The sequence below is a fragment of the Streptomyces iranensis genome (assembly GCF_017874715.1).
Classification (GTDB): domain Bacteria; phylum Actinomycetota; class Actinomycetes; order Streptomycetales; family Streptomycetaceae; genus Streptomyces; species Streptomyces iranensis.
Genome location: NZ_JAGGLR010000015.1, coordinates 1 through 11,843, shown reverse-complemented (window position 1 = coordinate 11,843; position 11,843 = coordinate 1). Strand labels below are relative to the sequence as shown.

Below are 11,843 nucleotides of genomic sequence, written 5' to 3'. Positions count from 1 at the left end.
GAAAGCGCCGCTTTACCAGCCGGCGGACTCGGCGACTACCTCGTAGACGCCCTTGAGGTGCACCATCCGGGGGAGTTCCGACTGGTCGATGGTGACGTGGAATTCCTTCTCGAGATTCGCGAGAATTTCGATGGAACGCAGCGAGTCAGCCGAGTGGTCCTCCTTGAAGAGGCTGGTCTCGATAACCTCGTCCTCTTCGATCTCCAGAACATCGCAGACGATCTCCTTGATCTTCTGCACCCGCTCCTCGTGCTCCGAACTCATGATGGATCCCCCACTTTCGAACAAGCCGACCCACAGGCCGTTTCCATTTTGGACTCGGATCTTTCTATGGCACCCCGCGATACCGCGCAATGCCCACTGCATAAAGCTGCCACATCCCGGTCGGCAGACCTGCCCGCTACCCGGATTCCCGCTCATCGGCGGTTATTTATCGGCGCTTCCCACCAGAACTATCCGCGCGGCCGGTACCGCGCAACAGCCGGTACAGGAAGCTGCCAGCGAATCGTTCTCGTCCGCCGCCATCCCCTGATCAGGGGCCCGGTCCCGTGGATGGTTCACACGGTGGGTCCGAGCCCCTGACCTCCTCCTCCCGGCATGCCGCGGCGGGTGCGCGGAGCACCGCGGGCGCGCCGAAGGGAGGCACCGGCGGTCGTTCGGGGGATGACCACCGCCGGAGTCGGATCTCCCGCCGTCCACTTCCGGGACACGGGGTGTTCCGCCAACTGCCTGGATTTCTATCCGAGTCCGTTGATCTTCCACAATGGCGCTAACAGGAAGGTGCCAGCGCAACCCCCGCCGCGGGCCGGCGGGACGCCATGACACCATCGGTCGGTGATCGAGCTCGGCTACTCCCTCTCCCACCGCTTCCCGGACCCTTCACAGACGGACTACCGGGGCGCACCGGTCCAGGCCCTGCGCCACGACCTGTTCTGCGGCGATGTCCACCTGACGGACACGTCAACCGGCCGTGAACTGTCCACAGCCTGGGGATGGGTGCCGGTGCTGGACTTCGCCTGGGCGCTGTGCGACATCGTCGAACTGCTCGACCGGGATCCGCGCGGCAGCCGCTCCGCCACCCCCGTCCACGCGGAACTGGACTTCACCGAATCCACCGACCGGATGCGCTTCGAGCGGCGCTTCGGATGGGTGGACATCACCGCCGACTGGGCACCGGCCACGGATCCACCGCTGAATTTCTCCCATGCCGCACTGCGCCGCGAGGCCCGGGACTTCCTGCACGATCTGATCGCGGATCTGGTGGATCTGCACGACGGGCTGGCGGACAACTCCGCCATCTGGAATCTGCAGGCCCGTTTCCCCCGCGTCTAGCCGAACGTCGTAGGCCCGCCGGCCCGTCTATCACCGGCCTATAGTCGTGGACCCCCACTGGAATAGGACGGCCATAGGCGGGCATTCCATGCTGGCCCTGCGGACATGGATGCCGGTCCGCACAAACCAGGGAGGTGCAGTGGAAAACGTATCGACCACTGAGATTCCGGCCGGAGTGGAACTCGATTTCACGGCCTGGCTGCAGCACCTGGAACGCCGGGACCTGGGCGATCCGACCGAGTTCGCCGCGGTCGTCAGGGAGCTGGCGCTCGACCCGCACCGCACGGAGTACGCCGAGTACATCGGGCCCCGGCAGTCGCTGATGAGCGACGCGGGCGCCCGCTGGGCCAGCCTGGTGGCCATGCTCATCAACACCGTCCACAGCACCATCGCGGACACGCCTGAGGCGTCCTGAGCCGGATCGGGCGGGGCCGGGGCCCGGGGCCGCCAAGGACCGCCCGGGGCCCGGCCCGGACCAGCTCCGAAGGCCCGGCCCGGATCAGCCCATGCCGCCCGGCGGTGACTGCGGCCCCGGTCCGCGGCCCCGCTGCTCACGGGCGAACAGCCATACCAACGGGCGGTACCGGTACCGCAGTTGATCCCCGTCGGCGATGATGTCCAGCAGGCGGACCTCCGAGATCGACTCCAGTACGTCCTCGGCCCGCCCCTCCGGCCACCGCAGTTCCATGGCCGCCTGACGCGCCGTGAACGCGGAGTCCTCGTCCCGGTACGCCAGCACCCGGAACGCGTACCGGGCCGTCGGCGCCAGCCGGGCGTGACAGCGGCTCAGGGTCGTCCGCACATCGAGGCTGCCCAGGGACAGCTCGCCCAGCCGCCGCTCCACGGACGCCAGCCGGTCCGCCAGATGCGCCAGCCGCCACTGCGGATAGGCCGCCAGCCGCGCCGCGCAGATCCGCAGCGCCAGTGGGAGCCCGTCGCACCGCGCCACGATCCGGTCGGCCGCGTCCGGCTCCGCCGCCACCCTCCCGGGCCCCGCGAGTGCCGCCAGCAGCCGCCGCCCCTCCGCGGCGTCCAGCGGATCGAGCCGCACCAGGCGCACCCCCTCCACCGAGGTGAGCGAGGAGTGACCGGTGATCAGCGTGCGGCAGCCATCGCCGTTCACCAGCAGCGGGCGCACCTGCCGGTCCTCGACCGCGTTGTCCAGCACCACCAGCGCCCGGCGGCCGGCCAGCCGGCTGCGGTACAGCTGCGCCCGTTCGTCCAGGGCGGCGGGCAGATCGTGGTGGCCGACGCCGAGCGCCCGCAGGAACCAGCCGAGCACATCCAGCGGATCCTTGGGCCCGCCGTCCTCCGCCCTCAGGTCGGCGTACAGCTGCCCATGCGGGAAGTCCGCACGGCACCGGTGCGCGGCGTGCACCGCCAGCGCCGAGGTGCCCGTCCCCGGAGCGCCGGTCAGCACCGTCGCCCCGCCGCGCCCGGGGGCTCGCAGCCCGTCCGACACAACCGCGAGCTGCTCGGCGCGGCCGCTCAGATCGGCGATGTCGGTCGGCAGCATGGCGGGCATCAGGCCGGCCCAGATGTCCCCGGCCATCGGCTCGGGCCCGGGGACGCCCGCCCGCCCCGCCTTGTGCAGCCGCACCCGGACCGGCTCCGGGGCGGCGGGACCGGGCAGATCGCCGCGCAGCACGCCGTGGTGGACATGGCGCAGCCCCGCGCCGGGATCCATCCCGAGCTCGTCGCGCAGCACCCGCCGTCCGCGCTCGTAGACCGCCAGCGCGTCCGCCCGCCGGTCACACCGGTACAGGGCGGTCATCAACTGTCCGCGCAGGCCCTCCCGGAGCGGATGCTCGGCCACCAGCCGGGTCAGTTCGGGTACGGACCGGGCGTGCCGGCCCAGCGCCAGCTCCGCCTCGATGCGGTGCTCCACCGCGCTGATCCGGGCCTCCTCCAGCCGCGGCAGCTCCGTCTCCTCCAGGAAGCCGGTCACATCCGACAGGGCGGGCCCCCGCCACAGGGCCAGCGCGGTGTGCAGCCGCTCGGCGGCGTCCCCGTACCGGCCGTCGGCGAGTTCACCGCGCCCCTGCTCGGCGAGGCGCTGGAACTCCTCCCAGTCGAACCGGGCCCCGCTGTGGTCCATGGCGTACCCCGGGCCCCGGCGGGCCAGATGGAGCCAGGGGGCGCAGCGCTTCCGCAGCCGCGAGATATGGGTATAGAGCTGCGCGGTCATCGTGACCGGCGGATTGCGTCCCCACAGCAGCTCGCTGAGCCGGTCGTCCGAGACCACCCGGCCGCCGGACAGCAGCAGCGCGGCCAGCACGGTCCGCTGTTTGGCGCCTTCGACGGGCAGCAGCAGCCCGTCCACCCGCACCTCCACCGGCCCGAGGATTCCGAACTCCACCTGCCGCACAGCTGCCTCCCCACGGCCTCGGTGTCGTTCGGTCCGACCACCCCCGCCCTCGTTCGTCCCACCCCGCCCCGCCGTCCGCGAGACGTCAGCAACCTGACAACTCGGCGATCCGCACCGCCGCGTCGATCGCCTCACAGCCGAGCTGATGCCCCGGACTGCGGCTCACCCGGCTGATCGGCCCGGAGAGCGACAGCGCCGCGACCACCCGCCCCTCCGGGGAGCGCACCGGCGCCGATACGGTCGCCATGTCCGGCTCCCAGCCCCCGACGCTCTGGGCCCAGCCCCGCCGCCGTACGCCGGAGAGCATGGCCGCGCTGAACCGGGCCCCGCGCAGCGCCTCGTACAGCACCTCGGGTTCCTCCCACGCGAGCAGCACCTGGGCCACCGCCCCGGACTTCATGGGAAAGGCGGTGCCCACCGGCATCGGCTCACCGCCCAGCACCTCGGAGGAGGCCACACAGATCCGCATCCGGCCGCGGCGCCGGTGGAGCCGGGCGCTCGTCCCGGTCCGGGCGCTCACCTGCGCCAGCACCGGGCCCGCCTGGGCCTTCAGCCGGTCCTGACGCGCCTCGACGACCATGTCGCCCAGCCGGGGGCCGAGAGCGAAGCGCCCCTGCCCGTCGCGGGCGACCAGTCTCAGCCGCTCCAGGGCCACCACCAGCCGGTGCACGGTGGGCCGTTTCAGACCGGTGTCGGAGACCAGCCGGGCCAGCGTGGCGGGGCCGCTCTCCAACACGCCCAGCAGCAGCGACGCCTTGTCGAGCACGCCCACTCCGCTCAGCGGCGGTGAGGTCATCATCGAGTGGGCCATGGGCTCAGCCCAGATGCGCGGCAAGCGCGCGGACGACGGCGTCGCGCTGCTCCACCAGGTAGAAGTGGTTCCCCGGCAGCACCCGCAGTTCGAAGCCCGCCGGTGCCACCTCGCGCCAGCCGGCCATGTCCTCCGCGGTGATGTGCGGGTCGCCGTCCCCGACATGGGCCACCACCGGGCAGCCGACCGGCACCGCGGTACGTGGGCCGTACGTCCCGACCGCCTTGAAGTCCGCCCGGAGCGCGGGCAGCACCACCTCGCGCAGATCCGGGTCGTCCAGCAGCTCGGCGTCGGTACCGCCGAGCCCCCGCACCTCCTCCAGCAGCGCCTCGTCGCCGCCCAGGTAGGTGGTCCGGGGCAGCACCTCGTGCGGGGCCTTCCGGCTGGAGACGAAGAGCGCCTGGGGGCGGATGCCGTACCGGCTCTCCAGCCGCAGCGCGACCTCGTACCCCACGGACGCGCCCATGCTGTGGCCGAAGAGGGTCAACGGCACGTCCGCGAAGGGCAGCAGGGCCGCGGTGACCTCGTCCGCGAGATCCTCGATGCGGTCGATGCCCGGCTCGGCGAGCCGCTCCTGCCGGCCTGGATAGCGCGTGGCGAGCACTTCCACCCCGTAGTCGAAGGCGGTCCCCCAGCCGTGGAAGAACCCCGCGGATCCCCCCGCGTGCGGCAGGCAGACCAGCCGCCTGCGCGGCGCCGCCCCGGTCCCGTATCTGCGGAACCACTTGCTGTCGATGCCGACGGCCATCTTCTCCACACACCTCCTCGTCATCGTCGGCCGATCCCCCGTCGCCCTGGTGACCCGCCCGCATTCCTTGCGGCCAGTTCTAGCCGCGCCCCGACGCACCGGGCAACGGCCGGTCATGAAGCTGCCATTGAGCCGCTGAAAAGAATGCGATGGCTTGTCACCGTCGCTCGCCGGCGGATTGCGAGATGAGCAGACCGAGTTCCGCGGCGCGCACCCCGGCCTGAAATCGTGAATTCGCCCCGAGTAATGCCATGATCTCCGCGACATATCTTCGGTAGGTGCGCACGGACATCGCGAGTTCCCGGGCCGCGACCTCGTCGGTCACCCCGGCCCGCAGCCGCTCGAGTATCTGCTGTGCGATGTCCGCCCGCGTCTTGTCACCGAATTCGATGCGGTCGGAGACCTCCACCGCGTTGCGCCATACCCCGTCGAACAGCGCGACCAGCGGCTGGATGACACCGGGGGCGCGGACCACCGAGGCCCGGCGGCCGGCCACCGACGCGGCGCACACCAGCGCGTGCTCATTGTCGGCGATCACGGCCACCAGCGCGGGGATCCGGGCCACCCGGGTCCGTATCCGCGGTTCGGCGGCATGCGCCGAGACGAACCGCCAGTCGAGCGTCGAGGGCGTGCACAGCAGGCGCACCCGGGAGGTCTTCCGCGCCGTACCGGACAGCAGCGCGGTCAGGGCGCCGTGGACCGCCTCGGAGTACGCGGGCTCCGCGGCGAGCACCACGTCGATGCCCTTGGTCGCACCCGTGACCAGCCGCGCCGCCGTCTCGACGGCCTCCTCATGGGTGTCGATGACGTCCACCAAGGAGTCGCGGTGCAACTGATTACGGCGTCTGTCCACCGTGGACGCGAGGAGCGCGCTGACTTCCAGCAGCTCCCGTTCGAATTCATCGGCGGCCTCGACCGGAACGAGGTCGACCTCTCGACGGCTGCTGCCCGAAGAGCTCTCGGGCACCCCGGATGGCACACCACTCACCCCCGCGTGAGTTGTCCATTGCGTATCAACCGCGGAACACCCACTCGTGTCCGCCCATCGGCGGCACGGCACGCCCCGCACCGCGTCGCTCCACGCGTCAGTCGGCCGTCGACAGCAGGCCCAGCTCGACCGCCCGCACTCCCGCCTGGAACCGGGAGCTGGCCCCCAACGCCCGCATGATCTCCGCGACATGGCGCCGGTAGGTGCGTAACGACACCTCGACCTCACGTGCCGCGACATCGTCGGTGTACCCCTTGCAGAGCCGCTCCAGGATGCGCCGGGCGGACTCGGTCCGCAGCCGCTCGCTGATCCAGCGGTGCTCCGCGAGGCGCACCGCGCCCGACCACGCACCGGCGAACAGCAGATCCAGGGCCCGGACGGACGCCGTGTCCTCGATGACCGACACCACGTCCCCTCCCCCGCGCTCCACGGAGGACCGGACCATGGCCACGCTGCCGTCCACGATCAGCATCTCCATGACCGCGTCGACCACCTTGACCTGCGCGTTCACACCGCTTTCCACGGCGGCCCGGGTCGCGGGGTCGGCGAGCGCACCAGGAGTGCACAGCAGCCGCACCGGAATGCGCTCACGGCCCGGTCCGGTCAGCCGACGCAGCGCCGACACCATGATCTCGGCCCGGTCGCCGCCGGCGGGGAGCGCGATGCTGATGCCGTGCCGGGCCCGGTCGACGAGTCCCTCCACGGCGTTCGCGACGGCCGTGTCATTCCCCTTCATCGTCACCACGGCGTGCCGGGCCACGGTGCGGCGGTGCAGATTCACCGTCGATTCGATCAAATTACGGGCCTGGAGCAGTGCCTGCACCACACCGTCACGTCCCGGTTCGGGACCACCAGGCCCCGAAGCCACGCCTATCGCCGCCGGTTCCCCCGCTCTCGCGGAAACAGGCGCCATCGCCAAACCTGTCACGCTTTACCCCCGTTATGACACAACGATCACCAGCGGACGTCGGACCGGTAGGTCCGGGATGCGGCTGGGAGGTTGAAGTGAGTGGCCATCCCCCTGAATGGCCAGGTATGTTCCGTCGCCAAAGGTTGAAAGGCGGAACACTTCAATTATCGATGCGCGGCCGACAGTAGTTCCCACTCCTACGCCAGTCAACGCGTCCGAGTCGGTACAGAAAGAGTAGGCACGTCTTCCCCTTATCGGCCTCCCCTTTGCCCCCCGCGCGAACCCCCGAAGTTGTCAGCTAGCTGCAGTACAGCCCCCGGGCTCACCCGCCTCCGACGTCGTGATCATCACTGTACGCATCGGTCAGGAGGCTTTCAGCGAGCGTCTCGGGTTGTTTCTGTCCTGTTACTGCCAGCCAACATAGGGAATCGGAGAATGACCCCGACAAGCCGCGAACCAGCGGGTCATACCGCTCCAAACCCATGTGGCGATCATTCACATGAGGAGTTCCTCATTCCTGGGTGACCGCCGCCACAAGCCGGGCCGAAGTGGCGATTGCAGCATGCGTCAGGCCGCCGCGCAGACGCCCTTCATGCTGTCGATCAGCGCGAGCACCGCCCGTGCGGACGGAAGAATCATGCGACCTTCCCTGGTGAGCTGGGCACCGGTGGAGTCGCGGGTGAAAAGCTTTGTGCCAAGCATCTGTTCCAGGCACTTGATCTGGTAACTGATGGCCGGTTGTGAATAGCCGAGCGCCTTGGCCGCTTGATCCATACGTCCTATCTCAGCTATGGAAACGAAAGCGCGGAACTCCCGCTCATGCATTTTGCCCCCTGTCCGGCGGCCACCCAACCGATGGCCGTCGAGAACCCGTCGCCGTGATGGCACGGGTTATCCGATCCGTCGAGACCATATCAACGTACTCAATCTTGGAAGGCAACATCCGGTGCAGGAAGCTGCAATGCGACGGGCCGCGAAGACTTCACAAGAGCGGAACATGCTGCAACGCCGGAGGTGAAGAACCCGGCCCCGATGAAAGTTCATCCGGCGTTCACCGCACACACCGCGCGGGCGGTCCAGGCGACTCGGCCGCGGGCGCAGCCGCGGGCGCACCGTGGCGGTCCACCGGGCCAAGCGGTGTGAGGACGAGGAGGACGAGAAGGAGAAGGCGAGCGGTTCCGGCGGCCGCGAGGACTCCGCGGGGCGCCCGGAGGCGGTCGAGTGAGATGGCAAACGCCCCGGAGGGCAGACCATCCGGGGCTTCTTCCCTGCTCGGGCTCAGAGCCGACTGTCGGGTTCGAACCGACGACCTTCGCTTTACAAGAGCGGTGCTCTACCAGCTGAGCTAAGTCGGCGTCCCCTGCAGTGTACCCGGCCCCGAGGTGTGATCCGTTCGAAAATTCCCGGGCCCTGGCTAGAGACATGGCCGCCCTCGCCGGTATAGCGTCGCGCCAATCCACCTCCGGTGGACTAGACCCCTCCTTTACTCGGATCGTCCGGCACGTTCCTGCCGGTGAAGGGACAGATCACCATGGCCACGGTCACGTACGACAAGGCAACCCGGGTGTACCCGGGCACCGAGAAGCCCGCTGTCGACCAGCTCGACATCTCCATCGAGGACGGCGAGTTCCTCGTACTCGTCGGCCCCTCCGGCTGCGGGAAGTCGACCTCCCTGCGGATGCTCGCGGGGCTGGAGGACGTCAACGGCGGGGCCATCCGGATCGGGGACCGCGATGTCACCCATCTGCCGCCGAAGGACCGGGACATCGCCATGGTGTTCCAGAACTACGCGCTGTACCCGCACATGTCCGTCGCCCAGAACATGGGCTTCGCGCTCAAGATCGCCGGCGTGAACAAGACCGAGATCCGGCAGAAGGTCGAGGACGCGGCGAAGATCCTGGACCTCACCGAGTACCTCGAGCGCAAGCCGAAGGCGCTGTCCGGTGGTCAGCGGCAGCGTGTCGCGATGGGCCGGGCGATCGTCCGGGAGCCGCAGGTGTTCCTCATGGACGAGCCGCTGTCCAACCTGGACGCCAAGCTGCGCGTGCAGACGCGTACCCAGATCGCCAGCCTGCAGCGGCGGCTGGGCATCACGACGGTGTACGTCACCCACGACCAGGTCGAGGCCATGACCATGGGCGACCGGGTGGCGGTGCTGAAGGACGGTCTGCTCCAGCAGGTCGACTCGCCCCGCAACATGTACGACCGCCCCAACAACCTCTTCGTCGCGGGCTTCATCGGCTCGCCCGCGATGAACCTGGTCGAGGTGCCCATCACCGACGGCGGTGTGAAGTTCGGCAACAGCGTCGTCCCGGTCTCGCGTGAGGCGCTGAGCGCCGCGTCCGACAGGGGCGACCACACGGTCACCGTGGGCGTCCGGCCCGAGCACTTCGACGTGGTCGAACAGAACGGCGGCGCCGCCCAGGGCCTCACCAAGGCCTCCGACGACGCCCCGGCCGGTCTCCCCGTCACCGTCAACGTCGTCGAGGAGCTCGGCGCCGACGGCTACGTCTACGGCACCGCCGAGGTCGGCGGCGAGGTCAAGGACCTGGTCGTCCGCGTGAACGGGCGCCAGGTGCCGGAGAAGGGCGCGCAGTTGCACGTCGTGCCGCGGCCGGGTGAGACGCACGTCTTCTCCACCTCGTCCGGGGAGCGGCTCAGCGACTGAGGCCGCTGACCCGTCAGTTCGTACCGACGGCGCCGTTCGTCCGCTTCCCGCGGACGGGCGGCGCCGTCGCGTTGGGTGGGCAGGGGGTACGTCGTGGTGTTGCGTTGTCGATAAATTCCCCGACATTCCGTGCATTTCGCCCCCGAGCGTCAACCCTCCGAACGCCAAGAGTGGGTTTCCGTCACCCGGCCTGGTGACGGAATGTCGCCAAATCGTCGCTCCTCGCTACGATCACCGCATACCGCAGTTCCGTACCACCCACTCCGTACCACCCACCCGCGAGGAACCACCCCGTGAACCACGCAGCCCGCCGCATCGGCAGAACGCTCGCCCTCGTCCTCCCCGTCGTGCTCGTCCTCTCCGGCACCCTCGCGGTCACCCGCGTCCCCTGGGCCTCGCCGAGCGCCGAGTCGCAGATCCTCACCGCCTCCTCCGACCGGGCGTCCACCCATGCCACCCACCGGGCGCCGCATGAGCTGCTGCGCGACCGGCTGCTCGCCGAGCTCCAGGAGAAGAACCCCTCCGTGGCGCTCACCCACCTCCAGGTGGCGACGGCCGAACGGCCCTCGCTCGCCAGGCACTGCGCCTCCATCGCCCGTGCGCTCGGCCGCGCCGCGGTCGCCAAGTACGGCGGGGTGAGCCGCGCCCAGGCGTACGCACGGCCCGTCTGCGACACCTCGTTCGCGTCCGGGACCACCCAGGCGTACCGCTGACCGCGTCCCCCGCCGTACCGCCGGGGCTCTGCCCGCCCTTCCCACCCCTGTCCCGCTCCGGCTCCGCCTGTGGCGGTCCCCGCACCGCATATGGTGCGGTTCATGAGCGATGACGACGAGCGCAGGCCCGGACATCACCACCAGACCGCGCGCCCCACACAAGCCGTCGTCCTGGCCGGAGGCCAGGGCTCACGGCTGCGTCCGTACACCGACGACCGCCCCAAGCCGATGGTCGAGATCCCGGGCACCGGGACTCCGATCATCGGCCACCAACTGGCCTGGCTGGCCGCCGAGGGCGTCACCGACGCCGTAGTCTCCTGCGGCCACCTCGCCGCCGTCCTCCAGGACTGGCTCGAGGGGGCGGAGCTGCCGCTACGGGTGAAGACCGTCGTCGAGAAGGAGCCGCTGGGGCGCGGCGGCGGCCTGAAGTTCGCCGCCACCAGGCTCCCGGAGCCCGACCAGCCCTGGTACGCCACCAATGGCGACATCTGGACCCGCTTCTCACTCCGCGACATGGCGGACTTCCACGACGAGCGCGGCGCCACCGCCACGCTCGCCCTCGCCCGGCCGCGCATTCCGTGGGGGGCGGTGGAGACCAATGAGTTCGGCCACGTCCTGGACTTCATCGAGTCACCGCCCTCGCCGTACCTCATCAACGCGGGCGTCTACGTCTTCTCCGCCGCCTTCACCGCGCTGCTGCCCGACCGGGGCGACCACGAGCGCACCACCTTCCCGCGCCTGGCGCGGGAACGTCGGCTGGCGGGCTTCCCACTGCCCCAGGGCGCGTACTGGCGCGCCATCGACACCGCCAAGGACCTGACCGAGGCCGCCAAGGAACTGGCCGCAGGCCCCGCACCCCACGGCCACGGCCCCTTCGACACGACCCCTGTGCCACACGGCTGAGCCGCGGACGCGCCGTGCGGCGCCGGCAGGGTCGGCCGCGGGCGCCGTTTACCCGGCGGTCCGGCGTCCGCCCACCCGACGGACCGTGACGCCTGCGGCGGGCTGTTCCCCTCCCCGCCCCTTCCCACAACTGGGGCTCCGCCCCAGACCCCGGGAGGTCCGGGGACGAAGCCGCATACCGATGCCGCGGGGAGGGGCACCGCCAGACCCCGCCGCCCCGGCGCACCAACGCGCCAGGAAAAGCCGCGAAACGCGACTCCGCCGCAGAATGTAGCTCCGCCCCAGACCCCGGACCCCACAGGCGAAGCCCCTGCCACGCGGCCAAGCCGCAAAACAACCCTGCGGGAAGCGACGCCGCCAGACCCCGCCGCCCCGGCGCACCAACGCACCAGGAAAAGCCGC

General features: G+C 70.3%; 12 protein-coding genes and 1 tRNA gene. 5 read left to right on the top strand and 8 right to left on the bottom strand.

Annotated elements, in window-relative coordinates; translation table 11 throughout:
* Positions 1-12: 12 nt before the first annotated feature.
* A complete protein-coding gene (locus tag J2Z30_RS26460; protein ID WP_044573494.1) occupies positions 13-264 on the bottom strand; it encodes an acyl carrier protein in 252 nt (83 codons plus the stop codon).
* Positions 265-834: 570 nt separating this feature from the next.
* Between J2Z30_RS26460 and J2Z30_RS26455 the strand changes: the two genes are divergently transcribed.
* Both J2Z30_RS26455 and J2Z30_RS26450 read left to right on the top strand, forming a co-directional pair.
* The gene (locus J2Z30_RS26455) at positions 835-1,332 is read left to right on the top strand and encodes a hypothetical protein (protein WP_044573491.1); all 498 of its coding nucleotides are present in this window, start codon (positions 835-837) and stop codon (positions 1,330-1,332) included.
* A gap of 139 nt (positions 1,333-1,471) precedes the next feature.
* Positions 1,472-1,747 (top strand): hypothetical protein, encoded by a 276-nt coding sequence (locus J2Z30_RS26450; RefSeq protein WP_209468855.1) that lies wholly within the window; start codon positions 1,472-1,474, stop codon positions 1,745-1,747.
* Between the two features lie 84 nt (positions 1,748-1,831).
* Here the strand turns inward: J2Z30_RS26450 and J2Z30_RS26445 are convergent, their stop codons facing one another.
* The 7 genes from J2Z30_RS26445 to J2Z30_RS26415 all read right to left on the bottom strand — a co-directional run bounded on the left by J2Z30_RS26445 (position 1,832) and on the right by J2Z30_RS26415 (position 8,512).
* Entirely contained in the window at positions 1,832-3,700 is a 1,869-nt protein-coding gene (locus tag J2Z30_RS26445) for an AfsR/SARP family transcriptional regulator (RefSeq protein WP_308280073.1), read from the bottom strand.
* Between the two features lie 85 nt (positions 3,701-3,785).
* Entirely contained in the window at positions 3,786-4,511 is a 726-nt protein-coding gene (locus tag J2Z30_RS26440; protein WP_107073336.1) for an IclR family transcriptional regulator, read from the bottom strand.
* Positions 4,512-4,515: 4 nt separating this feature from the next.
* On the bottom strand, positions 4,516-5,259 hold the full coding sequence (locus J2Z30_RS26435) for a thioesterase II family protein (RefSeq protein WP_044581766.1): 744 nt from the start codon (positions 5,257-5,259) through the stop codon (positions 4,516-4,518).
* Between the two features lie 157 nt (positions 5,260-5,416).
* A complete protein-coding gene (locus tag J2Z30_RS26430) occupies positions 5,417-6,226 on the bottom strand; it encodes a helix-turn-helix domain-containing protein (protein WP_044573485.1) in 810 nt (269 codons plus the stop codon).
* A 118-nt stretch (positions 6,227-6,344) separates the two neighbouring features.
* Positions 6,345-7,073 carry a helix-turn-helix domain-containing protein gene (locus J2Z30_RS26425; RefSeq protein WP_052701490.1) on the bottom strand — a complete coding sequence of 243 codons (729 nt, stop codon included), beginning with the start codon at positions 7,071-7,073 and terminating at the stop codon, positions 6,345-6,347.
* Between the two features lie 651 nt (positions 7,074-7,724).
* A complete protein-coding gene (locus J2Z30_RS26420; RefSeq protein WP_014061570.1) occupies positions 7,725-7,982 on the bottom strand; it encodes a LysR family transcriptional regulator in 258 nt (85 codons plus the stop codon).
* Positions 7,983-8,439: 457 nt separating this feature from the next.
* Positions 8,440-8,512 (bottom strand) — tRNA-Thr (locus J2Z30_RS26415).
* Between the two features lie 176 nt (positions 8,513-8,688).
* Here J2Z30_RS26415 and J2Z30_RS26410 point away from each other — a divergent pair.
* The 3 genes from J2Z30_RS26410 to J2Z30_RS26400 all read left to right on the top strand — a co-directional run bounded on the left by J2Z30_RS26410 (position 8,689) and on the right by J2Z30_RS26400 (position 11,441).
* Positions 8,689-9,825 carry an ABC transporter ATP-binding protein gene (locus tag J2Z30_RS26410; RefSeq protein WP_044581764.1) on the top strand — a complete coding sequence of 379 codons (1,137 nt, stop codon included), beginning with the start codon at positions 8,689-8,691 and terminating at the stop codon, positions 9,823-9,825.
* A 293-nt stretch (positions 9,826-10,118) separates the two neighbouring features.
* Positions 10,119-10,538: a hypothetical protein gene (locus J2Z30_RS26405; RefSeq protein ID WP_044573479.1), complete on the top strand. Its 420-nt coding sequence runs from the start codon at positions 10,119-10,121 to the stop codon at positions 10,536-10,538.
* 102 nt (positions 10,539-10,640) lie between these two features.
* Entirely contained in the window at positions 10,641-11,441 is an 801-nt protein-coding gene (locus J2Z30_RS26400) for a nucleotidyltransferase family protein (protein WP_044581763.1), read from the top strand.
* The last annotated feature ends 402 nt before the right edge of the window (positions 11,442-11,843 follow it).

Excerpts from the sequence above, each read along its gene's own strand:
- J2Z30_RS26460 (WP_044573494.1), bottom strand. The coding sequence starts at position 264 with ATGAGTTCGGAGCACGAGGAGCGGGTGCAGAAGATCAAGGAGATCGTC.
- J2Z30_RS26420 (WP_014061570.1), bottom strand. The coding sequence starts at position 7,982 with ATGCATGAGCGGGAGTTCCGCGCTTTCGTTTCCATAGCTGAGATAGGA.
- J2Z30_RS26435 (WP_044581766.1), bottom strand. The coding sequence starts at position 5,259 with ATGGCCGTCGGCATCGACAGCAAGTGGTTCCGCAGATACGGGACCGGG.
- J2Z30_RS26440 (WP_107073336.1), bottom strand. The coding sequence starts at position 4,511 with ATGGCCCACTCGATGATGACCTCACCGCCGCTGAGCGGAGTGGGCGTG.
- J2Z30_RS26410 (WP_044581764.1), top strand. The coding sequence starts at position 8,689 with ATGGCCACGGTCACGTACGACAAGGCAACCCGGGTGTACCCGGGCACC.
- J2Z30_RS26400 (WP_044581763.1), top strand. The coding sequence starts at position 10,641 with ATGAGCGATGACGACGAGCGCAGGCCCGGACATCACCACCAGACCGCG.